33 protein-coding genes and 2 tRNA genes are annotated in these 26,697 nt (G+C 44.5%); 5 read left to right on the top strand and 30 right to left on the bottom strand.

Features of this window, described 5'->3' with window-relative positions; translation table 11 throughout:
* Positions 1-117 precede the first annotated feature (117 nt).
* Together J4685_RS01010 and J4685_RS01005 are read left to right on the top strand one after the other, a co-directional pair.
* Positions 118-194 (top strand) — tRNA-Val (locus J4685_RS01010).
* A 10-nt stretch (positions 195-204) separates the two neighbouring features.
* A tRNA-Val gene (locus J4685_RS01005) sits at positions 205-281 on the top strand.
* Positions 282-438: 157 nt separating this feature from the next.
* Here the strand turns inward: J4685_RS01005 and ssaU are convergent.
* The 30 genes from ssaU to spiC all read right to left on the bottom strand — a co-directional run bounded on the left by ssaU (position 439) and on the right by spiC (position 21,928).
* Positions 439-1,497, bottom strand: a complete 1,059-nt coding sequence (ssaU, locus tag J4685_RS01000; RefSeq protein WP_001291715.1) for an SPI-2 type III secretion system apparatus protein SsaU — start codon at positions 1,495-1,497, stop codon at positions 439-441.
* Entirely contained in the window at positions 1,494-2,273 is a 780-nt protein-coding gene (gene ssaT / locus J4685_RS00995; RefSeq protein ID WP_000068769.1) for an SPI-2 type III secretion system apparatus protein SsaT, read from the bottom strand. The genes ssaU and ssaT overlap by 4 nt, the downstream gene beginning before the upstream one ends.
* Positions 2,274-2,540 carry an SPI-2 type III secretion system apparatus protein SsaS gene (gene ssas / locus J4685_RS00990; RefSeq protein ID WP_000999982.1) on the bottom strand — a complete coding sequence of 89 codons (267 nt, stop codon included), beginning with the start codon at positions 2,538-2,540 and terminating at the stop codon, positions 2,274-2,276.
* On the bottom strand, positions 2,537-3,184 hold the full coding sequence (gene ssaR, locus J4685_RS00985) for an SPI-2 type III secretion system export apparatus protein SsaR (protein ID WP_000056367.1): 648 nt from the start codon (positions 3,182-3,184) through the stop codon (positions 2,537-2,539). The genes ssas and ssaR overlap by 4 nt, the downstream gene beginning before the upstream one ends.
* 67 nt (positions 3,185-3,251) lie before the next feature.
* The gene (gene ssaQ / locus J4685_RS00980) at positions 3,252-4,220 is read right to left on the bottom strand and encodes an SPI-2 type III secretion system cytoplasmic ring protein SsaQ (RefSeq protein WP_000944183.1); all 969 of its coding nucleotides are present in this window, start codon (positions 4,218-4,220) and stop codon (positions 3,252-3,254) included.
* Positions 4,201-4,575 (bottom strand): SPI-2 type III secretion system apparatus protein SsaP, encoded by a 375-nt coding sequence (gene ssaP, locus J4685_RS00975; RefSeq protein ID WP_001223305.1) that lies wholly within the window; start codon positions 4,573-4,575, stop codon positions 4,201-4,203. The genes ssaQ and ssaP overlap by 20 nt, the downstream gene beginning before the upstream one ends.
* Positions 4,556-4,933: an SPI-2 type III secretion system apparatus protein SsaO gene (ssaO, locus tag J4685_RS00970; RefSeq protein WP_000449089.1), complete on the bottom strand. Its 378-nt coding sequence runs from the start codon at positions 4,931-4,933 to the stop codon at positions 4,556-4,558. The genes ssaP and ssaO overlap by 20 nt, the downstream gene beginning before the upstream one ends.
* Before the next feature lie 2 nt (positions 4,934-4,935).
* Entirely contained in the window at positions 4,936-6,237 is a 1,302-nt protein-coding gene (gene ssaN, locus J4685_RS00965) for a SctN family type III secretion system ATPase SsaN (protein ID WP_000787220.1), read from the bottom strand.
* Complete coding sequence (ssaV, locus tag J4685_RS00960) at positions 6,227-8,272, bottom strand: SPI-2 type III secretion system apparatus protein SsaV (RefSeq protein WP_001258214.1); 2,046 nt, start codon at positions 8,270-8,272, stop codon at positions 6,227-6,229. The genes ssaN and ssaV overlap by 11 nt, the downstream gene beginning before the upstream one ends.
* The gene (gene ssaM / locus J4685_RS00955; RefSeq protein WP_000383700.1) at positions 8,257-8,625 is read right to left on the bottom strand and encodes an SPI-2 type III secretion system apparatus protein SsaM; all 369 of its coding nucleotides are present in this window, start codon (positions 8,623-8,625) and stop codon (positions 8,257-8,259) included. The genes ssaV and ssaM overlap by 16 nt, the downstream gene beginning before the upstream one ends.
* A gap of 57 nt (positions 8,626-8,682) precedes the next feature.
* Positions 8,683-9,699: an SPI-2 type III secretion system apparatus protein SsaL gene (ssaL, locus tag J4685_RS00950; RefSeq protein ID WP_000238878.1), complete on the bottom strand. Its 1,017-nt coding sequence runs from the start codon at positions 9,697-9,699 to the stop codon at positions 8,683-8,685.
* On the bottom strand, positions 9,665-10,339 hold the full coding sequence (gene ssaK, locus J4685_RS00945; protein WP_000011202.1) for an SPI-2 type III secretion system apparatus protein SsaK: 675 nt from the start codon (positions 10,337-10,339) through the stop codon (positions 9,665-9,667). Before ssaK ends, ssaL begins: the two co-directional genes overlap by 35 nt.
* Positions 10,336-10,884 (bottom strand): type III secretion system domain-containing protein, encoded by a 549-nt coding sequence (locus tag J4685_RS00940; protein ID WP_001526945.1) that lies wholly within the window; start codon positions 10,882-10,884, stop codon positions 10,336-10,338. Before J4685_RS00940 ends, ssaK begins: the two co-directional genes overlap by 4 nt.
* A 17-nt stretch (positions 10,885-10,901) precedes the next feature.
* On the bottom strand, positions 10,902-11,651 hold the full coding sequence (ssaJ, locus tag J4685_RS00935; protein ID WP_000862876.1) for an SPI-2 type III secretion system apparatus lipoprotein SsaJ: 750 nt from the start codon (positions 11,649-11,651) through the stop codon (positions 10,902-10,904).
* A complete protein-coding gene (gene ssaI / locus J4685_RS00930; protein ID WP_001574409.1) occupies positions 11,648-11,896 on the bottom strand; it encodes a SctI family type III secretion system inner rod subunit SsaI in 249 nt (82 codons plus the stop codon). The genes ssaJ and ssaI overlap by 4 nt, the downstream gene beginning before the upstream one ends.
* Before the next feature lie 11 nt (positions 11,897-11,907).
* Positions 11,908-12,198, bottom strand: coding sequence for an EscG/YscG/SsaH family type III secretion system needle protein co-chaperone (locus tag J4685_RS00925; protein ID WP_000444713.1), 291 nt, complete (start codon positions 12,196-12,198; stop codon positions 11,908-11,910).
* Positions 12,176-12,391, bottom strand: coding sequence for a type III secretion system needle filament protein SsaG (gene ssaG / locus J4685_RS00920; protein ID WP_000350226.1), 216 nt, complete (start codon positions 12,389-12,391; stop codon positions 12,176-12,178). Before ssaG ends, J4685_RS00925 begins: the two co-directional genes overlap by 23 nt.
* Before the next feature lie 93 nt (positions 12,392-12,484).
* Complete coding sequence (sseG, locus tag J4685_RS00915; protein ID WP_000805845.1) at positions 12,485-13,174, bottom strand: pathogenicity island 2 effector protein SseG; 690 nt, start codon at positions 13,172-13,174, stop codon at positions 12,485-12,487.
* Positions 13,171-13,953, bottom strand: coding sequence for a type III secretion systems effector SseF (gene sseF, locus J4685_RS00910; RefSeq protein WP_000690725.1), 783 nt, complete (start codon positions 13,951-13,953; stop codon positions 13,171-13,173). The genes sseG and sseF overlap by 4 nt, the downstream gene beginning before the upstream one ends.
* Before the next feature lie 15 nt (positions 13,954-13,968).
* Positions 13,969-14,403, bottom strand: a complete 435-nt coding sequence (sscB, locus tag J4685_RS00905; protein WP_000979964.1) for a SycD/LcrH family type III secretion system chaperone SscB — start codon at positions 14,401-14,403, stop codon at positions 13,969-13,971.
* Positions 14,404-14,454: 51 nt separating this feature from the next.
* Complete coding sequence (sseE, locus tag J4685_RS00900; protein WP_000249605.1) at positions 14,455-14,871, bottom strand: LcrR family type III secretion system chaperone SseE; 417 nt, start codon at positions 14,869-14,871, stop codon at positions 14,455-14,457.
* Between the two features lie 2 nt (positions 14,872-14,873).
* Positions 14,874-15,461, bottom strand: a complete 588-nt coding sequence (sseD, locus tag J4685_RS00895) for an SPI-2 type III secretion system translocon protein SseD (protein ID WP_000388328.1) — start codon at positions 15,459-15,461, stop codon at positions 14,874-14,876.
* A 15-nt stretch (positions 15,462-15,476) separates the two neighbouring features.
* Positions 15,477-16,931 (bottom strand): SPI-2 type III secretion system translocon protein SseC, encoded by a 1,455-nt coding sequence (gene sseC / locus J4685_RS00890; RefSeq protein ID WP_001079757.1) that lies wholly within the window; start codon positions 16,929-16,931, stop codon positions 15,477-15,479.
* A gap of 2 nt (positions 16,932-16,933) precedes the next feature.
* A complete protein-coding gene (sscA, locus tag J4685_RS00885) occupies positions 16,934-17,407 on the bottom strand; it encodes a SycD/LcrH family type III secretion system chaperone SscA (RefSeq protein ID WP_000711030.1) in 474 nt (157 codons plus the stop codon).
* Positions 17,404-17,994, bottom strand: coding sequence for an SPI-2 type III secretion system translocon protein SseB (gene sseB, locus J4685_RS00880; protein WP_000094432.1), 591 nt, complete (start codon positions 17,992-17,994; stop codon positions 17,404-17,406). The genes sscA and sseB overlap by 4 nt, the downstream gene beginning before the upstream one ends.
* A 6-nt stretch (positions 17,995-18,000) precedes the next feature.
* On the bottom strand, positions 18,001-18,327 hold the full coding sequence (gene sseA, locus J4685_RS00875; protein ID WP_000972855.1) for an SPI-2 type III secretion system chaperone SseA: 327 nt from the start codon (positions 18,325-18,327) through the stop codon (positions 18,001-18,003).
* A 262-nt stretch (positions 18,328-18,589) separates the two neighbouring features.
* Positions 18,590-18,832, bottom strand: a complete 243-nt coding sequence (gene ssaE / locus J4685_RS00870) for a YscE family type III secretion system co-chaperone SsaE (RefSeq protein ID WP_000210200.1) — start codon at positions 18,830-18,832, stop codon at positions 18,590-18,592.
* Positions 18,833-18,839: 7 nt separating this feature from the next.
* Positions 18,840-20,051 (bottom strand): SctD family type III secretion system inner membrane ring subunit SsaD, encoded by a 1,212-nt coding sequence (gene ssaD / locus J4685_RS00865; RefSeq protein WP_000323798.1) that lies wholly within the window; start codon positions 20,049-20,051, stop codon positions 18,840-18,842.
* Positions 20,032-21,525 carry an SPI-2 type III secretion system protein SpiA gene (spiA, locus tag J4685_RS00860; RefSeq protein ID WP_000261283.1) on the bottom strand — a complete coding sequence of 498 codons (1,494 nt, stop codon included), beginning with the start codon at positions 21,523-21,525 and terminating at the stop codon, positions 20,032-20,034. Before spiA ends, ssaD begins: the two co-directional genes overlap by 20 nt.
* A 1-nt stretch (position 21,526) precedes the next feature.
* Positions 21,527-21,928 (bottom strand): SPI-2 type III secretion system protein SpiC, encoded by a 402-nt coding sequence (gene spiC, locus J4685_RS00855; protein ID WP_001562740.1) that lies wholly within the window; start codon positions 21,926-21,928, stop codon positions 21,527-21,529.
* Positions 21,929-22,328: 400 nt separating this feature from the next.
* Here spiC and J4685_RS00850 point away from each other — a divergent pair, with 400 nt between their 5' ends.
* The 3 genes from J4685_RS00850 (at position 22,329) to J4685_RS00840 (ending at position 26,667) form a co-directional block, all read left to right on the top strand.
* Positions 22,329-25,091, top strand: coding sequence for a two component system sensor kinase (locus J4685_RS00850; protein ID WP_001050780.1), 2,763 nt, complete (start codon positions 22,329-22,331; stop codon positions 25,089-25,091).
* A 30-nt stretch (positions 25,092-25,121) separates the two neighbouring features.
* Positions 25,122-25,760, top strand: a complete 639-nt coding sequence (locus tag J4685_RS00845; protein WP_000666334.1) for a two component system response regulator — start codon at positions 25,122-25,124, stop codon at positions 25,758-25,760.
* 178 nt (positions 25,761-25,938) lie between these two features.
* Entirely contained in the window at positions 25,939-26,667 is a 729-nt protein-coding gene (locus J4685_RS00840; protein WP_000122317.1) for a MerR family transcriptional regulator, read from the top strand.
* Positions 26,668-26,697 lie beyond the last annotated feature (30 nt).

Genomic DNA, 26,697 nt, shown 5'->3' with positions numbered 1-26,697 from the left:
CGACATGTTGCATATTTCCACCGCAATCAGGTGATTTCAGGAAGAAAATTGCGATTTCCCTCTTGCCTCATTGCGGTTGTGACGCTAATATTCGTCCCCGTTGTCACCTACAACGTTGCGTTCATAGCTCAGTTGGTTAGAGCACCACCTTGACATGGTGGGGGTCGTTGGTTCGAGTCCAATTGAACGCACCATCATTTTAATGCGTCTGTAGCTCAGTTGGTTAGAGCACCACCTTGACATGGTGGGGGTCGATGGTTCGAGTCCATTCAGACGCACCAATCCATTATCTTGTTTAATTTTATAATACGCTATCTGGTGCTTGTGCTAGGCTAAAAGCGATTATTTTCAGTCTCTCACCTTTATCGTCAAGCACTGCTCTATACGCTATTACCCTCTTAACCTTCGCAGTGGCCTGAAGAAGCATACCAAAAGCATTTATGGTGTTTCGGTAGAATGCGCATAATCTATCTTCATCACCATACGTAACAAGGCTGCAACGGGTTCAAATAACGTTTCAGGAATTTTATCTCCGCGTTCCACTTCAAAAAATAATGAGCGGGCCAGCTCAACATTTTCAACAACGGGGATGCAGTTGCGTTCAGCGATGTTAACAATATAGTTAGCTTGAGCATCACTGCCTTTTTCCAGGACGCGTGGTATTGGCATATCGGTGGGATGATAGCCAAGACAAACCGCAATATGCGTTGGATTACGCACTACCGCAACAGATTGTTTAACAGATTGAGCTAAACTCCCACTTTGTATTTCACTCTGCATTTCCCGACGCCGTGTCTTCATTTGAGGATCGCCCTCCAGATCTTTATGCTCCTGTTTTACGTCATCTTTACTCATTTTTAGATCTTTTCTAATCTTATAATATTGAAAAGAATAGTCCAGTATGCCAACGACGATATAAAAAGCCATCACCCCTACCCATAACCATTTTATTAAAGAAGAAACCACAAGCACGCCACAGGCTAACCCACAGTACGGTAGCGCCCGAAAAGTACTGGCATAATAATAAAAGAAAAAGGCAAAGATAAGAGATAACATGATAACTTTTAGGCTGGATTTACATAATTCTACTACGCTATGTAAAGAGAATATCTGCTTAAAATTACTTACCGGATTTATATGCTCGCTTTTAAAACCAATGGCCTTGCTGGCAATAACCACCCCCACCTGAAGAAACACGCTACCCACAGTAGCAACTATTACCCCAGCGCCCAGAAACAGCAGTGCAGAAGTCAGTGACTCTATTAAAGCATGACTCAATTGCGTTAGTGCATAAGAAAATGGTTTATTTACTAATTGTAATGTGAACGTTATTGACTCAATCAGTATCAAAATCATCTTTTCAGTAAAGAAATGAAAATACAAATAAAGCGCAATCAGCTGAAATAATGATGTTATTTCAATACTTTTGACAACCTGCCCTTCCTTACGGCCATCACGTAATTTCTTTTCTGTAGGCTGTTCTGTTTTCTCGCTCATACAGATGGAAACCAGTCTTTTAGATAAATATAAAACTTATCGCTTTCAACCAAATAGTGATGAAGAGCATAAGGGAATGAGATCAGGAGCGTTAGTAGAACTAATATACTTTTGAGCGGCATTGAGAAGAAAAACACATTCAATTGTTGTGCCGACCGATTTAAAAGACCTAAAGCCAGATCGGCTAATACCATACATATTATGGCAGGAAGAGAGAAGCTGATGCATAATTGATAAAGCGTTCTCCACTCTGCCTGGATATATTTTAAAAATTGCCGATCAAATAATAAAGTACGCCCTGGCGGTAAATATTGGTATGACTCATACAGAATGTTTAATATAAACTCCACGCCGCCGCTTATAAAGAAAATAACACACAAAAATTGGCTGAAAAGCAAGCCAAAAAGTGAGGTTTCAGCTTCCATTGTAGAATTGAATATCGTACCCATTGTCGCGCCACGTAAAGTATCAAGCAGAAACCCCGCCATATCAACGGCCCAAAAGGGAACCGCCGCACAAAACCCAATTAAAAAACCAATAATCACCTCTCCGGTGACTAACCCTAACCAGCTGTAATCTTTACCAATATGCATCATAATCTTCTGCTGGTAAATGATTGGTAATATGGGAAAGGTAAGTGACATAAGCACGCCATTACGTAAAATCGCGGACCCTAAACTGCCACTTTTTAATAGGGGAAGTAATAAAGAGAGGCTCAATGGTCGAATAAAAGCCACAGCCAATGCAATAAGCCACTCATTTACCTGTTGTGCCATTCAACCATGCTCTCCAATTCGTAACATTATCTGCCGGGTATAATTCAACAGGATACCGCTAAGCCATGGGTAGCTGACCATTAAGGTTATTGCAATTGCCAATAATTTAATCATGAACTGTAGCGTTTGGTCCTGTATTTGAGTCAAGGCCTGAACAAGGCTTACGATGACACCAACTACCGATGCCACCAACACCACCGGCATAGACGTAAAAAGGACGATCCATAAAAGTTGCGTTACAAATTGCGTCAATTCAGAATCATTCATGAAAAGCTCTGTACCAATTGCGCCAGTGTCAGATCCCAACCGCCTGCCAGTAAAAATATTAGCAGCTTAAACGGTAATGAAATGGTCATTGGCGACACCATCATCATTCCCATAGCCAGCAGTATATTTGAAATAAGCAGGTCAATAGCCAGAAAGGGAAGATAAATAAGTAATCCAATCCGAAATGCCTGCGTTAACTGACTCACCGTAAATGCCGGAATTAATATGAGCAAAGAATCAGGTTTTATCTTTCTTTTTATGTCTTCAGGCCAGGTTCGTTTTATCAAATTCCGAAAATAATTGGCTTCCTTCTCTTCAGAGTTTTTTTGCAAAAACTGTCGATAAGGCGCTAATGCTTTACTGTCCCACTCAGACGTCCAGAAAGGAGCGCCAGCGACCTGAACCGGATGCCAGCGCTCTTTTACAGCTAATAGCGTCGGCCCCATAATGAATAAGGAAAGTACAAGCGCGAGGCCATACAGTGCGATATTGGGGGGAACTTGTTGAATACCCAGAGCATTTCGTAAAATCGAAAATACCACCGCCAGTTTAAGGAAAGAGGTTCCCATGACGATAATGAGAGGCAGTATTGAAAGCAGAAACAATATACCAATCAGTTGCAAAGGCGAATCGGGTAAAGACATACTGTATCTCTCATGACACGACCTGGAACGCTATTATATTGTTCGCATATTATTTTTCTTATCAGGTTTACGCTGTATTTTTGCAAAGATACCAACGTGTAATACGCACCATAAATTCATTGCCACAGGCAATCAACTCACCTTGCCCAATAATACGGTCATTTACTCTTATCGTCACCTCTGGCGCAAAACATCCACCTACAGGCAAAACGTCCCCCGTTTTAAGTTGTCGTAATTGTCCAATTTCCAGACTCGCACGTCCGATCTCAAAGAGCACCTGTTGTGGTATCTGCTCAAGTTCTACTGAAGATGTTCCGTCACTCTTTGACATTGGACTCCCTGACGCAAGTAGCGTTTCGATATCCTGGACTAATTCATCAAATTTCATCGTGTTATCCTCTGTCAGCAACACCCTCGCGTAGATCCCCCCAGGTAGTTGAATAGCAAAAAAACCGAGTCTGATGTCGCCAAAGCAATGAATCCGAACGCCCATGCCGATTTCGATAGACTCAAGTTCAATTAACGTAAGCTGGCACCAGCCTAAATATACAGGGACTACTACAGGAGGGGCAGGATAAATCTGTTGTCGCTCAGCAGAAAGCTCTCCGACTATATTGCGCAAAAAACCCGTTGGCCATGTAAAAATAATGCTATGGAACTCATGTTCTTCAACTGTCCATTTAATATGCAACGCTAGCTGATGTGGTAGATTACTGCAGGATGTTGGCGGTTCGTTCTGACAGAGGGTGGCATCACTGGCTTGCAATAACGGCGCCACCCCCCATTCAGCTATTCCATATAGCAATTCAGGATCGATAGCCGATCGATTAGCGGTGCCAATTAGCCCTTCACACCAGCGCTGCCAGCATTGTTCTGCAATCCACACCCTACCCAGCTCATTATGATAATTTATGGTAAATAATGTCCCTTGCTGTACTGGATATTGTTGCATACTCAATGTCAGCTCACCAATGGTAGCGCCTTGCGTTGGAAGCATCTCCATCCACGGACGCTCTTCATTCGCTATTCTTAACATAGAATATCTCCAGGGAAATTATATACCCCATATGCAGCAACTGAGACTCCAGCCACTGCTTTAGCGCTTTCATCGAACGGTAAATTTCATGATGAGGGACATTGATTCTTAACTGGATTAGCCCTCCTGACTCACAGACTTCACACTCTACACCGTCAAGATAACCACCACTAACACGATAACGTTGCGTGAAAACCACGTTCTTGTTCAATGCTACAGGAGGATTATTCTCACCAATGGGTAATGCCTGGTGCATGAGTTGTTCAAAGTCCATACGTTCCGCCTCCGCCTCGTTATCATCCTGATAAGACTGGCATGGCAACCCAAGACTTCCCTCAACTTTGGTAATACGCATCGCTTAATACCATAGTAATTTTTTCTTTCTTTTTCATAAGCGCATTAAAATTCTTCTGTAATTCGCTTCGCCGGGAGACAAGCTGCTGATACTGATTCTCTAACTGCTGCCGTTGCGTCAAAAAGCTCTGCGCCTGAGTGAATAACCCGGCCATTTGTTGTTTCTTATCCAACAATAAATGACAAGATAACGTACCTTGCCAGCCCATTAATTCTTTCAGTCTGGTAGACACTGCTAAAGCGCGCGTCTGGCAAATCTGCTGTTCCGTAATAATCGCCTGTTGCTGCTGATCAAGTACGGTAAGTTTGCCGCGTAATTGCTTTTCACGCCGCGCGATTATCTCCAGCAAAGTTTCCATGATCACTCGGTGAGTATTTGGTGTAATTTTTCTATGAGTAGCTCGGGTCCGCATACTTCATCCTTACTTTGTCGCAAAAATGTACAAATATCCGGATAGGCATCAATGGCTTTGTCAGTATCAGTATCAACTCCTCGCTGGTATTCCCCAATGCGTATTAACAGTTCAACCTCCTGGTAAAGCGCCAGGCACCGTCGCAATATCGCCGCCAGTTGACGATGCTCATGGCTGGTAACGACTGGAAAAACGCGGCTGAGCGTTGCCAACACGTCAATGGCAGGATAATGCCCCCTCTCTGCAAGCCGTCGGGATAGTACAATATGTCCATCAAGCAGTGAACGGACTTCATCCGCCAACGGCTCATTCATATCATCGCCTTCCACCAGTACCGTATAAAATGCGGTAATACTGCCTTTTTCTCCCATTCCCGTACGTTCTAAAAGTCGTGGCAATGCACTAAATACGCCTGGCGGATATTCTCCAGAAACCGCGGTCTCTCCGGCGGCCAGAGCGATTTCCCGTGCGGCCCTGGCATAACGCGTCAGTGAGTCGGCAAGCAAGACGACTCGCTTTCCATTATCGCGAAAAAATTCTGCTATCGTGGTGGCCACAAACAGCGCCCTCACGCGCTCTAAGGCGGGTCTGTCAGAGGTTGCGACAACAATGACACAACGTTTTCGGGTCTCTTCAGACAGTGTAAAATCGATGAATTCGCGGACTTCTCGTCCACGCTCACCAATTAACACCAGAACATTGCTGTCTGCGTCTGGCGCATTACACAGCATCGCCAGAAGCGTGCTTTTCCCCACGCCAGGAGCAGAAAAAATACCCACTCGTTGCCCTTCGCCACAGGTCGCAACGCTATCAATAGCGCGAATCCCCGTCATTAATGGTTGAGTGATAGGCTGTCGAACCATTGCGGGAGGAGGCATTGCATCATAGTCTTTCCAGCAGACTTCGGGCAGTTCGCGGCCATCAAGGGGACGACCAAAGCCATCAATGACTCGCCCTAATAACGCTTCGCCCACGGGAACCTGATGGCGTCGCCTTAAGGCCATCACTTGCTGCCCGCAGTGAAGTCCGATAGTACTCGTAAAAGGAGATAGCAAAGCTTTGCTGCCATTAATCCCCACGACTTCAGCAAGTTCTTCTCCAGGCTTTATACAGCACAACTCACCCATAAATACCCCAGGCAACCACGCATTTAACAACGTTGCGCTGACATCCTGAATTCGGCCCCATCGACAATAACCATCGGGGGGCGGATATTTCAGCCTCAGACGTTGCATCAATTCATTCTTCATTGTCCGCCAACTCCTCTTCGCTAAGGTCAATACTTTCTACCACTTGTATAAGGCTCTCCTCTCCTAATTCCTGCCATGACAAAATCGGTACGTCGAACAAGGTGGCTTCTGTAATTTTTCGCAAGAAACGTCGGGTGTCGACAGAAGTGACAATGAATAATTTGGCTGACTGCTTCAGCGCCTGCTCGATAAGTTGCAGGATCTGCGTCTTATGACGAGACGACAGCGCAGTATAGGTCCCCATTGCCGTCTGGCGAATGGATTCACGCACGAGGTTCTCAATACCTTCGCCGATCCGCAAAATCGGCAGCGGTTTTCCTTCCGGATTAAGACGACGCAGAATATGACGGCGAAGCGCGATACGGACATATTCTGTCAACATCAGGACATCTTTTTCACGTGGCGCCCAATCAATTAAGGTGCCGAAAATAAGACGTAAATCTCTAATAGAAACCCGTTCTGATACAAGCCGTTGCAAAGTTTCAGCGATTTTATTAATGGGTAACTGGCGCTGAAGCTCTTTCACCAGCTCAGAGTAGTTTTTTTCCATCGCATTCATTAGATAACGCGTTTCCTGAACACCAATAAACTCTCCCATATGGCGAAGCAGGACACATTTTAATAAGGCAGAGATACGTTGGCTGCCCGCGAAAACGTCCAGTCCAAAACCTTGCGCCTTATGGGCCATGTCTTTTGTAAGCCAACAGATCTGCCCCATCCCGTTCGGTAACGTCTGGCTGTCACCCACCACACTAGCGTCCGCGCCTATCAATAAATAATCCGCCTGGGCGGGAATAGATAAACTAAATACGGGTTCCTGATATAGCAGTACCGTCAATTTTTCGGTGGGTTCAGGCAAAACCTCAATATTCACCTCAGGGAGAGGGACGCCGGTATCCTCAAATAAAAACCATCGCATGGCGTCAATATCACGAATCAGGTCGGCAGAATGTAACGTCGGGGTAAGACGTAAGATTAGAGGACATGCGCCGGGAACCATACTATCTTTTTCCGGCGCTTCGACGCCATTTGCGGAAACCACAGACTTTTTGCGGCGAATGAGGATAATTGGCAATGCTAACAACGCTGAAAAGAAAGCAAAAGTGATAAAAGGAAAGCCAGGAATTAAAGCGAGGAGCATTAAAACCACAGCGGTTAATATGAGCGACTGAGGTTGTCTGGCAATTTGAGAACTCAACTCTGTCGCCAGGTTCTGGCGTTTCTCACCCGGAACACGGGTGACAATAATTCCCGCGCTAAGGGAAATCAGCAGCGATGGAATTTGCCCACATAAACCATCTCCGATTGACAGTACGCTATAAGTGTGAACAGCCTCACTCATCGACATATCATATTGCACGATAGCGATAATGATACCGCCGATAATGTTCACCAGAACAACAATAATACCGGCAATCGTATCGCCTTTAACAAATTTCATCGCACCGTCCATCGCACCGAGAAAACGGCTTTCCTGCTGGACGTGCTGTCTTAATGTACGGGCATGGTCTGCATCGATAACTCCGGCACGCAAATCGCCATCGATACTCATTTGTTTGCCTGGCATCCCATCAAGCGAGAAACGTGCGCTAACTTCCGCCACCCTCTCGATACCTTTTGTAATGACAATAAACTGCACGATAGTAATGATGGTAAATACGACCAACCCAACGGTGAGATTTCCTCCTACGACAAACTTACCGAAAGCATCCACAATATTACCGGCATTATGTTGTAACAGTACCAGCCGTGATGTGCTGATTGTGAGTGACAAACGATATAATGTAGTAATAAGTAATAAAGACGGAAATACCGATAAATCGAGAGGGTCACTAAGATAAATAGCAATTAAGAGCAGGATCACTGAAAACATAAGGTTGATAGTAATCAGGATATCAACCATCCAGGTCGGTAAAGGTAACAGCATCATCACAATAGCGATTAATAACACCGTCGCCAGAACCATATCCTGCCGACCCGCGCATACACTGAGCCACTGTTGCGCCCTGATTCCCTCACCTAACCATGAACGCATTGCGACTCCAGAAATTTTATTTGTCGATGATGTAATCGTAACCAGAGCTCGGCGGAGCTGGAAAGAGGAGGAGAACAGCTCATTGCAAGCCCATCGCGCAACAAAAATAATCGCTGAGGAATACCCTGGAACGCTGCAGGTTTCCAGTGAGTTAAGGCTTTAAAAAGCAGATCTTCGTCTAAGAAGGTTTGCTTGAGTATCTGACATAAGTGAATACGACCGTTATGATAGTTTAGATAGGTTTCATATTGTCCTTGCCGCCAGAACATATTGGTTGCTAAAGGCCGTTCAGCTAATCCTGCTAATTGAATAAAAAGCTGAATATTACGTTCAGTAATGAGATCCCAATCCATCCTGCCGCCTCATGATGAGCCAGAACGCCAATTTACCTAAATATTGAAAGCCAGGTATCAGAATAAAACCTGATTTACCTTTACTTCACGAAGCGTTTCGAGAATTTGTTCACGTTGATCTTCGTCGTTAAAACAGTTATCGGGTATCAGCATAAACTGCGCATCAAGTTGTTGGAGTAACCGATTGAACATCTTCGATGAAGAAATTATAGCGGTAAGTCTATCAAGCAACCAATCACTGAAAAGCCAACGCTCACAAATGATATCGAGTAGTAGCGGCAGTAATGTATTAGGCGGCAACTGGCAAATCCACTCCTCACGCTGGCACTCTTTTTCAAGGCCAAGGAATAACAACAAACGACGCAAACGTACTAATGCTGCGGCCAAACGACTTTGCTCCGAGGGTTCGATGCATATGCTAAGTTCAAAGGCTATTGCTCTTAGCAAAATACGGACCCGTTCACAGCGATCCGGCCAGTCTGCCACGCGTCTGAACCACTGCGATAAGGGCATTTCATCGTTGTCTATCGCCTGTTGCATAAAACGCTTCAGCGAGGACAGCGTAGCGGTATCCACTTCGCCAAGTTCCAGTAAACTAAAAACGGCAAGTTCCCATCCCTCCTCCGCTGTAAGCGTATCCAGTTGCGATTGCAAATCGCGTTTTTTCTTTTTTGACAACCCGCCGGCAGTAAGCGCCATTGCAAGAGCGATAATTTGATACGCATTCTGTAAATCAGGATCACTATTCTCTTCGGTAAGCGGACGCAACGTTGCCCCATTATCCTCCTGTATTTGTTTTATCAAACGCAGCAAAGCCTGCTGTCTGCGCTCCAGTTTCTCAGCATCAATGAATTTATTACTTTCGCGCAGTTTACCACTCAGCGCCATTCCTATTTCTTCCATCGTCTCATAGAGCGCTGCCCCCGTCGTTTCCTGTAACTCCTGGAGAGCTAACATTGAAGGCGAAATAACCTCTTGTTCCTCTATAACCTGGCCAGGGGTAAATGCTGTAGGGGGCGTCATTTTTATCTCATTAATTTTAATATTCATCGCGACCTCTTTTATCTTCACCATTACGTAACCATTTCAGTAACGCGTTGAAATGACGAGAAAGTGAAAACTCAACGGCATATCGTATTGAGGAAAGTTCAGCCTGATCGGGAGAGAAACCAGGCTCGATAATCAACGTAAACCGCTTGCCAAAAGTTTCACGCATCAATGCCTCTTTTTCAGGATGAATACGCAAATAAAGCGCTCCCTCTTCCGCCATAGCCGTGGCCTGGCGTGCCAGACGATGGCACATAACACTGTCTACCGACTGTTGGTCGAACCAGGCCAACAGAACCTGTTCTATACTATTTTTAATATGATGCGCTGCGTGATCGACCAATGAACGAAATTGATTTTCATCTTCTTGTAAATGTTTTACATGCTGTTCCAGCCATTCCACTTCCATTTTTTCCAGCGTATTTTTACGCAAGCACGCTAGTTCTTGTTGCTGCTCAACTTTCTGTTCACGCTGATAACGATAGGCGTCTCGGATGATTTTTTCAGCCTTACGGTAAGCGGAGCTCACAATAGCATGTGAAACTCTCTTAGCTTGTTGCTCTTGCGCAAATAAAGTTAATTGTAATGTTATCCACTGTGACTCAATAATATTTCGAGCGGGTAGCTTATGGTTAATTTCCGTCAGAGGAAGTGAAGTAAAACTCATAGCAAATGCTCCATGAAGATAATCTCGGTAAGAGAAGTCTTCGGCCAAAGTATACGCTGCGGAGGGGGTAATAATACTAATAGCGCATGTAAAACCGCATCGTCATGCGCTTCCCGATTAAGAATAGCGGTACCGATCTGCAATGCAGTTTGTTGCATCACTTGCGGAGGAAGTAATTTGCCATCTCTTTGCCCCAACCAACCATATAGCTGCCAGATCTCATCCTCGCTAAACCACTGTAGAAGCAATTGCCGATACTCTGGTAGCATAAAATAGTCACTACACCTGAGTTTGAATAATCCCAGCCCAAAGGCAAATGCCGATATACGCGGGGCAAGACGAACCTGCCGTTTTTGCCTGTCATTTAAACAGGCTGGAATAACAGAGCTTCCTCTTAGTCTATTTAACGCTCTGTCAAGAAGACGATCCAATTCGGGCCGATCGCCATAACGCCAGCAGTTTGAAAGATGAAAGCCCAGCTTATCCAGCCATTCCGGTACAGCGTAACGAGCAGGTTGCCAAAAATAACGATAAAGTTGCAACACCTCGGGATCAGGTCGGCTCAAAAACGGCGTCTCAGGCAAAAATAGCCGATCAGGATGCCCACTCCTAATAACAGTCCTGTCAACGATAACATCAACTGATAAGGGTATTTCATCAACCACTTCACCACCTTCCCTTTATTGGCGTTGATAACGTCCATAATCCAGAATGTTTGTCTCGCGGGTACGTCAGCTACCATTCTGAATTCAGCAGGCTGCATCAAGATACTAATCTTACTGTATTGCAACCCAGGGATTGACATCTCTATTAAATCCTTAATTTTTACCCGAAAGGCCTCCATATTGACCTGTGGTGAATATTTTATAAATACGGCAACTGAGCTCGGAGAAGCGTTACTTCCCTCATCATAAGTCGGTAGCGCAATGGTCACTTTTGCATTAATCACGCCCTCCATCTGACTCAGCATTCCTTCAATTCTTTGTTCTTTTAAAAAATTAATCTTCTGCTGTTCTTCCTGGGGTGATACCACTAACTGATTAGCCGGAAACATCTTATCCGCCGTTGTAAACTGACGATGCGGATAACCGTTAAGTCTAAGTAGCTCAACCGCATTAATAAACTGCGACTGCTCGACACGTAAGGTTACACCATCCTCTTCCTGTTTTTTTTCCGCATCAATATGATGCTGCATAAGTAATGCCAGCATTTGATTCGCCTCATCCTCTGGCAATGAGCGATAAAGATCCACATCACATGCCGTAAGAAAGAACGTAAGGACAGTAAGAAATACTATACGATGAACCTTCATGCCATGTTATCCAGCTTATTAAGCGCTTGCGATGCTGCGCCTGATATTCTGGCAAGATAATCGACGCCTACCGTTAACTGCATATAATCCATTTGTCTGGTCAACATAACCTGCGGTAATAAAGCACTGGCGTTACTGGTGGATGCTTCATCTTTCAGCAATTGTTCAAAAAAATTAATTTGCTCCTGGCTCGGTTCTGCAGAGGACTTTACATAAGATTGAGTGCTTACAGGCACTACGCTCATATCAGAAATATTCAATTTTCAAACCCCTCATTTGGTGCAGGAAATAACAGACGCAGCGCCATAGCCTCTGGCAAATCAATATCCGATAAAATTTTCGCGGCTTTTAGCGGCTCATTTAAACCCGCCAACAATAATGCCAGACATACCAACTGTAATTTTTTATCCGGAACAATAACCGTTAGCGCTGGTAACATCGCATGTACCTGGGAAATCAGGCTATGGTTAACGCCCGCAAACATGATTTCCAGCAGCAACCGTCGAACATCGTCGCTAATAACTTCAGATTTTAGCAATGATTCCACTAAGCATATCCTTGATCATTTTGATCAGTGAACTTTCGTAATTAATAAATGTAGAATACTGCTGTAAGGCAAATTGCGCTTTAATCATCGATTCTGGGTTGAGCAAATCATTACCATTCATTTTGTCATTAATGGCCTGGCCTGCCTGGTGCGCCATGTGGGAGAGCATATCCACTAATTGTGCAATATCCATAATGCTTTTCCTTAAAATAAATACATCGTAAGGATACTGGCAACATAGCAAAATTTAGAAAGCAATGAACATCCGGTATATACCTGAAAACGATTACTCCGGCGCACGTTGTTCTGGCGTCACCTGAGCCAGCAAACGATATAATGGGCTGCTGACCTGCATACCGGTCATTGCCATCCCATCCATACCGAAGCGAGTAAAACTCATTAGTCCGTAGGTAATATCATTAAGATGCTCTAATAAGTGAGGCTGTAGTCCCAAACTCCCACTCCAGTATGAATGCGTCATTACCGTCGCGGTTAAGGCTAATCTACCGCCCAGGGAGACGGCTTTAGCAATCGCCATACTTTTGCGTTGATTGGCGAAACAATTAGCAATATAAAAAACGGCATTGCCTATACTGTCGTGAGCCATAGGCAAATGATGTTTATGGTGGTAGATAAGACAGGCGACATCCGCGATGGCAATAGCAAGGCCAATTCCTGCCAGGGCTACGAGCGGTGCGCCTCCACCACTTAGCACTGTTAATGCTATTCCAGCGGAACAGCATAAAATCTGTCCGCCCAAAATGACCGTTTGCCAACTAAAAATTTCTTTTGGAAAACACTCTATCACTCGTTTCGCAAGTCCGGCCAATAACCGCTCTTTTCCTTGTTGAGGTCCAATTCTACCACTCTCCATATTGGTTTCCGGATGTGGCAATGAGGGACATGGAGGTGATTCCTCAGGCGCGTTAACAGGACGTTGCCCTCCTACCTGAGCATTTGGGCTAACAGGTTTCATGGTTCTCCCCGAGATGTATGACCAGAACTGTCCATTAATGCAGGTGTAGTAGCAGATTGACAGAGCGCTGCCATTTGTTCTGCCAATAACACACTGGGATCGGCATGAAGTTCATCAACAGAATTTTCCTGATCGTCGCCAGAGGGGCGGGCAAGGCAATAATCCAGTACCGCACCTATCGCCGTCAGGCTAACGGAGGTAATTACACTCCCCATGTCCAAAGAGGCCGCTATATTTTCAGCGGCGGGCAGTGGAAACTGTAGGGGTAAAACCAACATAGAAATAGCGATTCCTGAACGTATTAATAAAGAAAGACAATTAGCAAGGGTGTTAGCGCAGTTAAGACTTGCCCCACATTTTAAGGCCAGCGCACTGACCACAAGAGCAACGCTATCACTGGCGGTTTGTAACGGCTCCTTTTGCTGACATATCAATTGATAATTATGATACGCACAGCAAGCATCCCCAATAGCAATCACGAGCGCCGCCCCCGCAAGAATAGCAATGGGTAATCCTGCCCCGCCAGAAATTACCGCTGCAGCAACCGATAATCCAAACACGACTGTCGCCCCCAGCGCACGAATCGTGTATTGCATAAAATGTATAGCATAATCCCTCTGCTGCCTTATTTGTTCAGGCGTAAGCACCACAGGAACTGTAGGGGTGCCAGGGGCTGGAATTTCAGGGGGAGGAAACGATGCCTCCTTCGCTTGTATACCGGAAGGAGGACTATTACCATCGACTATATTGCTTGCCGCTGACGGAATATGAATTTTCATATTTCGTTCTGTTATTTAAGCAATAAGAGTATCAACCATTTTTTGCGCATTCTGGCGAATCTCACTCCATGAGGCATCCGCATAGCTCATCTTGATTGCGGTTTGAAAAGCCTCTCTCGCCAACCCGGGTTCCCCCATCATTTTGAGACAGACGCCCGTTTGGTAAACCGGTTCTGGATGGCTGGCATCCAGCATCAAGGCATGTCCATAGAAATTAATGGCCGTCGTGTATTCTTTAAGCATCATCCAGGTGCCAGCCAATGCAATATGGGCACGCCAACTCCATGGCTGGGCCATCACCAGCCAGCTAAAATCGATTACGGCGCGCGAATAATCCCCCTCCTGCCATGAGGCGTAACCACTGGCATAAACGGTTTCCGGATCAACGGATAATAGCTGTTTCAGAATGTCTTCGGGTATTTTATTTTTCTGATCTTCTTTCATCATCATACCTATTGATTGTTATTTTCACGTGATAATGATTTACGCCAGGAAGGTCATTTAAAAACGTCGCTGGATAAGATGCTCGGCGGATAAAATTGTCCAGTTATCGCCATCAAGCTGTGTAAAGGTCGCTCCCATTACTGTCAGGATGCGCAATAATTTCCTGCGTAGCATAGCTTTTTTTTCATCCAGAACGTCGGTGATTATCAACATCTTTAAACATGTTAACTGCGGATGATGCACAAATATCCCGCGTAAAAGTCCCAGTAAGTGAAACAATTGCTGTGGTCGAGGTTGCCCGGGCGTCAGGCGTCTAAACTCACAAATAATCATTTCTTTTGCCTCAATACGATAGATCACCAGGTAAGGCGATAATATAAACTGCTGCCCAAGTAATATGGCGGTCTCCCCTAAATATGCAGGCTCAGTAAACACCTGATGTCGACGCAACCATTGCTCTATTTCTTGCACCATATTTACCTCGTTAATGCCCGGAGTATTTCAGCAAGAACCGTGACCAGTGACGACCCCACGCCGATGATTTGCTGCATAATTTCAGTTGCTTTCTCCATAATGTCCGTCAGGGATTTATTATAAGATTGGGCCCCATTTTGTTGCAGGTCGGCAATCGCTTTATCTTGATCACTTTGACGTTGCGCTACACCGGACCCCAGGCCCATGACTCCCCCAGCGGTGTGTCCTACGGCTTGACCCGCTATAAGACCGGTTTCCCCGCCTACAGCCCCTAATCCTATCGTCAGCACTCCCGACAACATGGCGCCACCCGCAGTAATCATTGATGCTCTAAACGCTTCATCAATTGTTTTCATTTGCGTCTGCAAAACATTGACTTGCAGTTCCCAGGACAGTCGTTGTTTTTCTACGTTATAGCTGCGCATGATATCGCGCAGCTTTTTGGCAAGCTCCATTAGCTTCATCCAGATATCATCAAATAACAGAAGCATTGATTCAGTACCCATTCCCTCCCCGGAGGGAGATGGAGTGGAAGAAGGCGTTAACAAGGAAGGCGCTGGTAATACCAGTGCTACGTTACTCGCTTCCATATTTTTATCCTCAGATTAAGCGCGCCAGCCAGCTATTCTCGCCTGAACGCTACTATAGTGATCAATGGTATCTAATACATCTCTAAGCGCGGCACCGCTACCCTTATAAAGCTCCTCTAAGCGTTTTTGTTCTATCTTTTTTTGGTCATCCGTTTGTTGCATTATGAAATCCAGAAACCGTTGCTGAGTTATTAATTGCTCTATTTTCTTTTCAAGCTTCGCTTTTTCTGTGTTAACCATGCCAGTATTCATCTGATTGGCACCCTCGGTTGCACATCTGATAGCCTGTAAGCCTTTAAATGAACAATCCCTCAGTAAGGCATACAGGATTTTTTTGAACATATTGAAGAGAACTTTATTACGAAAATTTTTTAACAGAAACTTTTCCCCTTCTTGCGCATATTTTTCCAGGGCTTCTTTTACCGCTTCTTTTGCCATGGCTTTCACCCCCTCTTTCGTAAAACTTTTTCCCGCATTTTTTGTCATATTTTTTTCTACGTTACGAGAAAATTCGGCAGACTCCTCTTCCATCTCGCCCGGCGAAACCATTTCACGTTCAAGCGGCTCAAATTGTTTGGAAAAACTTTCGCTCACTTCTTCGCCAAACTTTTCAGCCAACGCCTCTATTTCTGCTTCCCCTGCACCAACCATACGCTCAACCATTTCCTCGCCAAAACCGGAGTCAAGCACTTTTGCAGCTGCGCCAGATAAACCTCTCGTCGCCATAAAAGCACGGCCAATCTGGAAAACATCCAGTGCCAGCGCGACGGCTTCACAACCAAATTGAATCTTACTTGTCACGTCAATAATCGCCTGACAGGTATCGTGGTCAGCACCGCACATCATTGCCGTTTCGGCTCCGGCTTTAACCATTCCTGCACAACCTGCGGCCATATAAGCTACGCCGCTAGCCATTTCTGCGGGATTACCGGACAGAAAACCTTCCACAACTTTTAAGGCGCCAATCACGGTTTCAAATATGCCGGTAATCCAGTCAAAAATAGCGCCAAAAATACCCGCTTTACGCGCTTTATCCTCCTGCTCTATCGCTTTCTGGATCTGCTCCTGATACTCCTTTACCTGCTTATTACGTAATGCATTTTGCACCTCAGTTGCCCGCTCAAGCTGTTGGCATAACGATTGAGCGTTATTACCAAAGACGTTGAGTATTAATGACGTCATCATCATTGATAAAACCGCGGGATTGGTCTGCAAAAAGTCAGGCAATGATGGACGCTTATGATTTCCGGGTACGGCATCAAGCAGTTGCTTCAACGCATTGCTTGCCTCCTGAAGACTAATTTTCCCGGATAGCAGACACGCGGCGTTGCCATCGCCAAAAGTAGAATTCACACGATGCTGGCGCTTTCCCAGCGAACCCGAGGAAACGCAACTGACATTGCTTAAGTGATGATGTGTTAAGGCGGTTACTCCTGCGGCGCTATCGCTATTACTGTGAATTCGATTCATTTTTAGCTCCTGTCAGAAAGCTGCTGTAACATCTTTTCTGCACGTAGTCGGAGGATTTGATGTTCACTGACCTCGCCGCAAATACGCACCACGGCTTTTAACGCTTTTATTGCATAACAGACGTTATCACACGCGAGATAGCATTCCGCTGCGGCCCATGGCGCCTGCGGCGCATCAATCTTAATTTGTGCCGCGCGTCCATAAGCGTATATCGCTTCCCCCCAATGTTTTTGAGCCTGGCAGCATTCCCCTAACCGAAACCAGTAGTCAAATGACCAGGCATCATATATCGTCAGCAATTGAAAAAGTCGCGCTGCGCCGGCGAATTCTTTTACCTCCATAAGCTGCATGGCATAGCGATACACAGTATTAAGCGGCTGTGTAACATCGTCATCCAACAACATACGCAGCGAGCCGCCACGCCGGAAAAATCGCATCGTGTCATGTGCCTGTTGTAGGGTCGGGTCTTTTTTCATGAATACGTTTTCTGCGCTATCATACTGGAAATTTCCCCCCACTTACTGATAAGCCCCGTCAGTTGGGTAAGGACAGCGTTAAGCTCCTGAGACATTTTTTGAATTGTTATCTGCCCTTGACTCATAAGATCGGTATTCCGGTTGGCGTCATTATCCAAAGCCGCTTTGATCGCCTGTAGGCCACCTTTATCCAGCTTCCCATGATCGCCATATTTAGCCATATAATCATCAATGGTCATACCATCGATGAGAATACCATTATCACGCATGTATTTAATTACATCCTCAGGCACCTCCTCTTTGGTTTTAGCATCCCCTTTGGCTGCTTTAGCAATCACCTCATCCATCTCATTTGACTTTTCCTGGGTATTTCTGGCACGTTCAGCGTTCTTCTGGACTTCAATAAATTTATTATTTGCGATAGCCTGAATAACCATAAGGAGAATAAGCAAAACACCATACCCTTCGGCAAACGGATTTTGCTGGGATAAGTCATCCTGCCCCCCGGTATCAGTGTTGCTGACGCCGAAGCTATTTTTAAACACAATAGGGTTTTGACTTCCCCATAAGATGTTTCCTGAAGACATTATGCTTTACCTTTTTGTTTTTCCTGACGGTATCTCCACCGGGGCTTGAGCATTAAGTTGTTTCAGTCGTACTTCAAGTTGTTTAAACAAACTTACTATTTTCTTTAAATCCTTCTCGGCCTCCTGGTTAACCCCGGCAACGCCTTGTGGAAATAGGTTATGAAGAATACTCTCTGTCTCTCTGCTCTTTTTGGGGCTCTCTGCCCTTTCAGCAAGCTGTTGACTCACCTTAGCCCGGATTTGGTGAAATTTTTTAAGACAGTGATTTAGCTGCATGTAACTTTGCTCTAAATCACGATATTCACTAAACGCAGCCTTTTTCTTTATCATCATTCCCCTCCATATACACGATAGATAATTAACGTGCTAACTAAGAGCCTATCCCATTAGGGCTATTTTACTTGCCGTTTTGGACCTGGGCAGTGCTCGCCAAAACGCGTTAGCGTTTTGAACGCCGCTAGCGGCGGCCCGAAGGGCGAGCGTAGCGAGTCAAACCTCACGTATACATGTACGCTCCGGTTTTTGCGCGCTGTCCGTGTCCAGGCTGGCTGCGCCAATTAACGCTTGGTGGGATAGGCTCTAAGATATTTTTACTTTACTCTTGCTCACTCACTACAAGTGCGCTGTTATGGTAACGATAATAAATAATGTTGATGATATTTTCGGCCTGCTCGATCGCTTCAAGCAATAAGGTGTTTTGCTGATATTGCTGCGGATCCTGTAACCTATCGTTGTTCTCTTCTAACTGTTTCCGGGCAGCCCTTAATTGTAAAATTATGCCTTTGGCCTCTTCACGCGAATGAAGCAGCAAATCTTCTAACCGGGTCAGAGTTGTCATTTTCCACTCACTTAAAATCTAATGGATAGTTAATCAAAGTATCATAATGTTTAATCGTTACCACATCGGCACTCAGATGGACAATTTCTCCCCCATTGGGTAACAATGCCCCTACACGTAAACGCTCTTTATTCGTCAGTAATAAGTAATTACCATGGCGACTCTGTACAAAGCCAGCCACTGGCGCAGGCAGATACTTGCTTTCATCATGAGAAGGCGCAATATCCTGATAAATTAAAGAAAGAGCGGGGTCCTTTTTCTTTAATGCTGCTAACGTTTCTTGCAAAATGCGTTGATGAGATTCATCCAGTACACCACTGATAACAAAAGAGCGCCGCATTGGCGTAACATTGACAAGGCCCACTAAACCGTTCTCTATTATCGCAGAAATAATATCATCCCCCTGAGACTGATGAGAATGACTAATCTGCCAGTGCAATAACCCGGGAATATCTGCAAGTAATAGTTGAACCTTACGCCATTGCTGATCCATTTGTATATCATCATGAATTAACACGCTTCCCGGCCCTTCGCTGGATACTTCAGCATGCGGGTAACCCATTTTTATCAAAACATCCTGCACTTCTCGTATCAATAAGTCATCACAGATTACACCATCCCTATACATGACCCCCCATGATTCGAGAGTCGCTCTCACCTTTTGCATCTGTTCGCTTGACGCGCAATAACCGGACAACTGCAGGCTGCCATCTTCTTTCCATTGTGCCCGCACATAATGAATATTGCTTTTGTCTAATAAAAACTTAACCCGCAAAGGTAAATCATTTACCGTTTCAGGCTGACCGCCAATACTTAACAGGACACCCATTCCACCGATGAAAATCAAGAATACGCCAGCCAACCACCAGTACCCTGATCTGGAAACGGGTATTTGATAATCAGCAAGTTCACAATCCTGTTTACCAAACGCGATAGCCACTCCCGCAACCTGCAAAACCCCACTGGATGGTAGCGGCTTATTTGGATTAAATCTGCGGCCATTAACTCTAACTCTGGCTTTCCCGGCATCAACAAATAAACTATCTGCCTGTTCTCTCAGAATAATTTTTTCATTTATAGTAAGCGGAATACAAATATCGCATCCTTTCTCCCCCAGTGACAGGTTACCTTCATTCAGCCATACTTCCCGGCCTTGTAAAACGTGACCTAAAAAACGTATTTTCCAGGAGCTCTTTGGATTAACCATGAGATATGCCATTATTTACTACTGAGGCTTTAATCAAAAACAGCCTGATTACACTATGTACTTGAGTCGTATCATTGCGAAACAAATGGCCTACGACAGGAATATCGCCCAATAAAGGGATTTTGTTTTGCGAGTGGATTTGTTTACCTTGTTTAAATCCTCCCAGCAATAGACTCTGTCCGGCTAATAATGTGGCTTGCGAAGCAATTTCAGAATTTTGCACTTCGGGTAGCGGATCTGTTTCGCTTTGCGTATCACTTTGTTGTCCATCCTGAATATTAAGATTAAGCATTATTTTTTGCGTGCCATTGTCATTTAACAAGCGAGGTGTAACGCGCAACAAAGAACCCGTAGTGATGGATTCAAGTTTAGCCACTTTTTCTCCCTGCAGTTTGGTATAGAAAGTAATATTTTTATCCAGCACAGCCTGGATATTATTTAAAGTCACCACAGATGGCTGGGAAAGTACATAAGCCTGAGAGCTTTTTTCCAGGGCATTCAAACGCACCATAAAGTTTGAGGTATCGCTGATTACCGTTGAAAAACCGCTAGCACCACCGTCATTCAAACCTGTATTGAACGCAATTTTCTTGCCACCCAGCGACACTGCCGTTCCCCAGTCGATGCCTAACTGGTTAATATCTCCAGCATTAACATCGATAATTTTCACCGAAATCTCTATCATCTGCTGGCGTTGATCTAATTCTGTGATAAGTTTCCGATACCCGGCCATATTGGCCGCATAATCACGAACGATCACTGCATTCTGGCGTGGGTCGGCAGCAAACATGGGCAATGCCTGTGTAGCGGGTGAACCATTGGTCGTCGATGACGCCGGTACGCTGGTTTTACTCATCTCACGCAATACACTCACGACCCCTGGAACCACGACGGACTGATCGCGATATTGGTATTGGGTATCCATCGCAGTGGCATACTTAAGCGTGTATATACTTACACTCACCGCACTGTCTTTTCGTTTGATTAACGCATTATCCAACACCGAAGCTAATTGACTAATACGAGTCAGGCAACTGGGAACACCGCTCACCTCCACAGCTTTGGTACCGGTAATTTCTTTAACCTCGCATCCCGGTGATGAAAGGATATTCTGGCTGCGTAAGTAATGAATGAACCGTCCAGTAGATAAAATATTAAAAGTGATAACCTGATGTTTTAATAACGATGCAGGATATACATATAACATGCTGCCATCAAACCAGGTAAGCAAATCATATTGTGCTGCCAGGTTATTCAAAATATCGACCGGTGGTCCAGGCGGAATTTTCCCACTAAATGTAGCTGTTATCAATGGGCTAATAGTAATAGCCGTATCATAGTTCTCTGAGAGCAGATGTAAAACCTCTGCTAATGGCATTTGTCTGGCATAAAGGGTGAAGTCATTACCTTTCCATGATAACTCATCACTCTTTGCCGTATTGAGTATAAATAGTAAAATTAAGATTAAACGTTTATTTACTACCATTTTATACCCCACCCGAATAAAGTTTATGGTGATTGCGTATTACATTTTTTAAAATGCAAGTTAAAGCCAGGTGTTTTTCTATCTCAATAGCAATAAGCTCAGAGCTACTACTTGTGGTATAATAACCGTTTAACCATCCCCCATCCGCTGTGAGCTGTATAGCATAATCATGGACGTCCGGGTGTGCTGCAAGCAGTAGTGTCACATAGGCAAGACAAGGCTTAGGTAAGCTTTCCAGGTCATTTAAGAACAAAGAAATAGAAAATGCTTCTGAGAAAATTTCTCCTCTGGCAGGATGCCCATCAATAGTCATTATCCAGGATCGGCTATTACCTTCGGCCTTGATATCCTGAATTAATGGAATGCCTTTTAAAACTGCCAGCATGAATCCCTCCTCAGACATAAATGGGAGTTTCTATCAAATTCGCTCACAACCACATCCGTAAAAAGCCTGATTCACATTTATTTCGACTATACTCTTCTTGTACAATATCAGGATGCTGTCTACATATACCTTGTCACAGGCGATTCTATCATTCGGATTTTCCGATAAATTCACAATTACACTTTCAGCATTGACATAAAAAATTACAATTTGAAAAATTATTTATTAAATAAACTGTTACGATGTTTTTACATCGCCACCTTATTAAAAAGTAATTGTAGTCATCGACTGGGTTATATATGAAGAAATTTATCTTCCTAATGATAACACCATCGATTAATCTTCTGATGAAACTATATGTACTGCGATAGTGATCAAGTGCCAAAGATTTTGCAACAGGCAACTGGAGGAAAGCATTATGAATTTGCTCAATCTCAAGAATACGCTGCAAACATCTTTAGTAATCAGGCTAACTTTTTTATTTTTATTAACAACAATAATTATTTGGCTGCTATCTGTGCTTACCGCAGCTTATATATCAATGGTTCAGAAACGGCAGCATATAATAGAGGATTTATCCGTTCTATCCGAGATGAATATTGTACTAAGCAATCAACGGTTTGAAGAAACTGAACGTGACGCTAAAAATTTAATGTATCAATGCTCATTAGCGACTGAGATTCATCATAACGATATTTTCCCTGAGGTGAGCCGGCATCTTTCTGTCGGTCCTTCAAATTGCACGCCGACGCTAAACGGAGAGAAGCACCGTCTCTTTCTGCAGTCCTCTGATATCGATGAAAAAAGCTTTCGTCGCGATAGTTTTATTCTTAACCATAAAAATGAGATTTCGTTATTATCTACTGATAACCCTTCAGATTATTCAACTCTACAGCCTTTAACGCGAAAAAGCTTTCCTTTATACCCAACCCATGCCGGGTTTTACTGGAGTGAACCAGAATACATAAACGGCAAAGGATGGCACGCTTCCGTTGCGGTTGCCGATCAGCAAGGCGTATTTTTTGGGGTGACGGTTAAACTTCCCGATCTCATTACTAAGAGCCACCTACCATTAGATGATAGTATTCGAGTATGGCTGGATCAAAACAACCACTTATTGCCGTTTTCATACATCCCGCAAAAAATACGTACACAGTTAGAGAATGTAACGCTGCATGATGGATGGCAGCAAATTCCCGGATTTCTGATATTACGCACAACCTTGCATGGCCCCGGATGGAGTCTGGTTACGCTGTACCCATACGGTAATCTACATAATCGCATCTTAAAAATTATCCTTCAACAAATCCCCTTTACATTAACAGCATTGGTGTTGATGACGTCGGCTTTTTGCTGGTTACTACATCGCTCACTGGCCAAACCGTTATGGCGTTTTGTCGATGTCATTAATAAAACCGCAACTGCACCGCTGAGCACACGTTTACCAGCACAACGACTGGATGAATTAGATAGTATTGCCGGTGCTTTTAACCAACTGCTTGATACTCTACAAGTCCAATACGACAATCTGGAAAACAAAGTCGCAGAGCGCACCCAAGCGCTAAATGAAGCAAAAAAACGCGCTGAGCAAGCTAACAAACGTAAAAGCATTCATCTTACGGTAATAAGTCATGAGTTACGTACTCCGATGAATGGCGTACTCGGTGCGATTGAATTATTACAAACCACCCCTTTAAACATAGAGCAGCAAGGATTAGCTGATACCGCCAGGAATTGTACACTGTCTTTGTTAGCTATTATTAATAATCTGCTGGATTTTTCACGCATCGAGTCTGGTCATTTCACATTACGTATGGAAGAAACAGCGTTACTGCCGTTACTGGACCAGGCAATGCAAACCATCCAGGGGCCGGCGCAAAGCAAAAAACTGTCATTACGTACTTTTGTCGGTCAACATGTCCCTCTCTATTTTCATACCGACAGTATCCGTTTACGGCAAATTTTGGTTAATTTACTCGGGAACGCGGTAAAATTTACCGAAACCGGAGGGATACGTCTGACGGTCAAGCGTCATGAGGAACAATTAATATTTCTGGTTAGCGATAGCGGTAAAGGGATTGAAATACAGCAGCAGTCTCAAATCTTTACTGCTTTTTATCAAGCAGACACAAATTCGCAAGGTACAGGAATTGGACTGACTATTGCGTCAAGCCTAGCTAAAATGATGGGCGGTAATCTGGCACTAAAAAGTGTCCCCGGGGTTGGAACCTGTGTCTCGCTAGTATTACCCTTACAAGAATACCAGCCGCCTCAACCAATTAAAGGGACGCTGTCAGCGCCGTTCTGCCTGCATCGGCAACTGGCTTGCTGGGGAATACGCGGCGAGCCACCCCACCAGCAAAATGCGCTTCTCAACGCAGAGCTTTTGTATTTCCCCGGAAAACTCTACGACCTGGCGCAACAGTTAATATTGTGTACACCAAATATGCCAGTAATAAATAATTTGTTACCACCCTGGCAGTTGCAGATTCTTTTGGTTGATGATGCCGATATTAATCGGGATATCATCGGCAAAATGCTTGTCAGCCAGGGCCAACACGTCACTATTGCCGCCAGTAGTAACGAGGCTCTGACTTTATCACAACAGCAACGATTCGATTTAGTACTGATTGACATTAGAATGCCAGAAATAGATGGTATTGAATGTGTACAATTATGGCACGATGAGCCGAATAATTTAGATCCTGACTGCATGTTTGTGGCGCTATCCGCTAGCGTAGCGACAGAAGATATTCATCGTTGTAAAAAAAATGGGATTCATCATTACATTACCAAACCAGTGACGTTGGCTACCTTAGCTCGCTATATCAGTATTGCCGCAGAATACCAGCTTTTACGAAATATAGAGCTACAGGAGCAGGATCCAAGTCGCTGCTCAGCGCTACTGGCGACAGATGATATGGTCATTAATAGCAAGATTTTCCAATCACTGGACCTCTTGCTGGCTGATATTGAAAATGCCGTATCGGCTGGACAAAAAATCGATCAGTTAATTCACACATTAAAAGGCTGTTTAGGTCAAATAGGGCAGACTGAATTGGTATGCTATGTCATAGACATTGAGAATCGCGTAAAAATGGGGAAAATCATCGCGCTGGAGGAACTAACCGACTTACGCCAGAAAATACGTATGATCTTCAAAAACTACACCATTACTTAATATTATCTTAATTTTCGCGAGGGCAGCAAAATGAAAGAATATAAGATCTTATTAGTAGACGATCATGAAATCATCATTAACGGCATTATGAATGCCTTATTACCCTGGCCTCATTTTAAAATTGTAGAGCATGTTAAAAATGGTCTTGAGGTTTATAATGCCTGTTGCGCATACGAGCCTGACATACTTATCCTTGATCTTAGCTTACCTGGCATCAATGGCCTGGATATCATTCCTCAATTACATCAGCGTTGGCCAGCAATGAATATTCTGGTTTACACAGCATACCAACAAGAGTATATGACCATTAAAACTTTAGCCGCAGGTGCTAATGGCTATGTTTTAAAAAGCAGTAGTCAGCAAGTTCTGTTAGCGGCATTGCAAACAGTCGCAGTAAACAAGCGTTACATTGACCCGACGTTGAATCGGGAAGCTATCCTGGCTGAATTAAAGGCTGACACGACCAATCATCAACTGCTTACTTTACGCGAGCGTCAGGTTCTTAAACTTATTGACGAGGGGTATACCAATCATGGGATCAGCGAAAAGCTACATATCAGTATAAAAACCGTCGAAACACATCGGATGAATATGATGAGAAAGCTACAGGTTCATAAAGTGACAGAGTTACTTAACTGCGCCCGAAGAATGAGGTTAATAGAGTATTAACCAGGGGCATCCGATGGTATTAAGCATTGGTCATATTTTGATGAGCCTTACGCCACGCAGTATTGCTCATCATCGACAAAATCCATACGGATGCCCTGGTATGCCGCACCATTTATCACTACCTTAGTCTTCATTTAATCATGATATAGTAGAATCCCCTTATTTAACGGGCTTTACCATGTCGTATTCTATCGGCGAATTTGCCAGACTATGCGGTATCAATGCCGCCACGCTAAGGGCATGGCAGCGACGCTATGGTTTATTGAAACCGCAACGTACTGATGGCGGGCATCGCTTATACAGCGATGACGATATTCGACAAGCGCTTAGCATCCTCGACTGGGTGAGAAAAGGCGTACCGATAAGCCAGGTCAAACCCTTACTGTCGCGTCCGGTCATTCGCCTGGGCGATAACTGGATAACGATCCAGGAGACGATGCTCCAACATCTCCACGAAGGGCGAATTGACGCGCTGCGGCAGTTGATTTATGACTGTGGCCGGGAATATCCTCGCGCAGAACTGGTGACCCATTTATTGCGTCCGTTGCGCAGCAAAGTGTCCGCGCATCTTCCCGCCGTGATGACGCTGCGCGAAATACTGGATGGCATCATTATTGCCTACACCTCTTTTTGCCTTGAAGGCGACAGAAAAGCGCCTGGCAACAATGCCTTTATTAGCGGATGGCATCTCTCGGATCACTGTGAAATCTGGCTGGAAGCGTTGACTCGTACCGGACAAGAGCTGCGGCTCAATGTGCTTCCCTCTCCACCAGCCATGCTGGCGCCCGAGCTGTTCGCCCAGAAAAAATGGTTCCTGGTGACCACCGGAAAGCTCACTGCCGGGCAGAAAAAACAGCTTGCCCAGTGGCGCAACGTGGTCGCTTCGCTGGAGGTTATCACACTATAAGCGCTGAAATAGATTTCTTCCCCTCATTCT

Source organism: Salmonella sp. 32100201201700099SM (assembly GCF_017572645.1).
GTDB lineage: Bacteria > Pseudomonadota > Gammaproteobacteria > Enterobacterales > Enterobacteriaceae > Salmonella > Salmonella enterica.
Note: the sequence above shows the minus strand (reverse complement) of the source record. Positions and strands in the feature narration are given on the sequence as shown.

What these genes read in the sequence shown, in the direction of transcription:
- ssaU (WP_001291715.1), bottom strand. Translation starts at nt 1,497, where the DNA reads ATGAGCGAGAAAACAGAACAGCCTACAGAAAAGAAATTACGTGATGGC.
- ssaT (WP_000068769.1), bottom strand. Translation starts at nt 2,273, where the DNA reads ATGGCACAACAGGTAAATGAGTGGCTTATTGCATTGGCTGTGGCTTTT.
- ssas (WP_000999982.1), bottom strand. Translation starts at nt 2,540, where the DNA reads ATGAATGATTCTGAATTGACGCAATTTGTAACGCAACTTTTATGGATC.
- ssaR (WP_000056367.1), bottom strand. Translation starts at nt 3,184, where the DNA reads ATGTCTTTACCCGATTCGCCTTTGCAACTGATTGGTATATTGTTTCTG.
- ssaQ (WP_000944183.1), bottom strand. Translation starts at nt 4,220, where the DNA reads ATGTTAAGAATAGCGAATGAAGAGCGTCCGTGGATGGAGATGCTTCCA.
- ssaP (WP_001223305.1), bottom strand. Translation starts at nt 4,575, where the DNA reads ATGCGTATTACCAAAGTTGAGGGAAGTCTTGGGTTGCCATGCCAGTCT.
- ssaO (WP_000449089.1), bottom strand. Translation starts at nt 4,933, where the DNA reads ATGGAAACTTTGCTGGAGATAATCGCGCGGCGTGAAAAGCAATTACGC.
- ssaN (WP_000787220.1), bottom strand. Translation starts at nt 6,237, where the DNA reads ATGAAGAATGAATTGATGCAACGTCTGAGGCTGAAATATCCGCCCCCC.
- ssaV (WP_001258214.1), bottom strand. Translation starts at nt 8,272, where the DNA reads ATGCGTTCATGGTTAGGTGAGGGAATCAGGGCGCAACAGTGGCTCAGT.
- ssaM (WP_000383700.1), bottom strand. Translation starts at nt 8,625, where the DNA reads ATGGATTGGGATCTCATTACTGAACGTAATATTCAGCTTTTTATTCAA.
- ssaL (WP_000238878.1), bottom strand. Translation starts at nt 9,699, where the DNA reads ATGGTGAAGATAAAAGAGGTCGCGATGAATATTAAAATTAATGAGATA.
- ssaK (WP_000011202.1), bottom strand. Translation starts at nt 10,339, where the DNA reads ATGAGTTTTACTTCACTTCCTCTGACGGAAATTAACCATAAGCTACCC.
- ssaJ (WP_000862876.1), bottom strand. Translation starts at nt 11,651, where the DNA reads ATGAAGGTTCATCGTATAGTATTTCTTACTGTCCTTACGTTCTTTCTT.
- ssaI (WP_001574409.1), bottom strand. Translation starts at nt 11,896, where the DNA reads ATGAGCGTAGTGCCTGTAAGCACTCAATCTTATGTAAAGTCCTCTGCA.
- ssaG (WP_000350226.1), bottom strand. Translation starts at nt 12,391, where the DNA reads ATGGATATTGCACAATTAGTGGATATGCTCTCCCACATGGCGCACCAG.
- sseG (WP_000805845.1), bottom strand. Translation starts at nt 13,174, where the DNA reads ATGAAACCTGTTAGCCCAAATGCTCAGGTAGGAGGGCAACGTCCTGTT.
- sseF (WP_000690725.1), bottom strand. Translation starts at nt 13,953, where the DNA reads ATGAAAATTCATATTCCGTCAGCGGCAAGCAATATAGTCGATGGTAAT.
- sscB (WP_000979964.1), bottom strand. Translation starts at nt 14,403, where the DNA reads ATGATGATGAAAGAAGATCAGAAAAATAAAATACCCGAAGACATTCTG.
- sseE (WP_000249605.1), bottom strand. Translation starts at nt 14,871, where the DNA reads ATGGTGCAAGAAATAGAGCAATGGTTGCGTCGACATCAGGTGTTTACT.
- sseD (WP_000388328.1), bottom strand. Translation starts at nt 15,461, where the DNA reads ATGGAAGCGAGTAACGTAGCACTGGTATTACCAGCGCCTTCCTTGTTA.
- sseC (WP_001079757.1), bottom strand. Translation starts at nt 16,931, where the DNA reads ATGAATCGAATTCACAGTAATAGCGATAGCGCCGCAGGAGTAACCGCC.
- sscA (WP_000711030.1), bottom strand. Translation starts at nt 17,407, where the DNA reads ATGAAAAAAGACCCGACCCTACAACAGGCACATGACACGATGCGATTT.
- sseB (WP_000094432.1), bottom strand. Translation starts at nt 17,994, where the DNA reads ATGTCTTCAGGAAACATCTTATGGGGAAGTCAAAACCCTATTGTGTTT.
- sseA (WP_000972855.1), bottom strand. Translation starts at nt 18,327, where the DNA reads ATGATGATAAAGAAAAAGGCTGCGTTTAGTGAATATCGTGATTTAGAG.
- ssaE (WP_000210200.1), bottom strand. Translation starts at nt 18,832, where the DNA reads ATGACAACTCTGACCCGGTTAGAAGATTTGCTGCTTCATTCGCGTGAA.
- ssaD (WP_000323798.1), bottom strand. Translation starts at nt 20,051, where the DNA reads ATGGCATATCTCATGGTTAATCCAAAGAGCTCCTGGAAAATACGTTTT.
- spiA (WP_000261283.1), bottom strand. Translation starts at nt 21,525, where the DNA reads ATGGTAGTAAATAAACGTTTAATCTTAATTTTACTATTTATACTCAAT.
- spiC (WP_001562740.1), bottom strand. Translation starts at nt 21,928, where the DNA reads ATGTCTGAGGAGGGATTCATGCTGGCAGTTTTAAAAGGCATTCCATTA.
- J4685_RS00850 (WP_001050780.1), top strand. Translation starts at nt 22,329, where the DNA reads ATGAATTTGCTCAATCTCAAGAATACGCTGCAAACATCTTTAGTAATC.
- J4685_RS00845 (WP_000666334.1), top strand. Translation starts at nt 25,122, where the DNA reads ATGAAAGAATATAAGATCTTATTAGTAGACGATCATGAAATCATCATT.
- J4685_RS00840 (WP_000122317.1), top strand. Translation starts at nt 25,939, where the DNA reads ATGTCGTATTCTATCGGCGAATTTGCCAGACTATGCGGTATCAATGCC.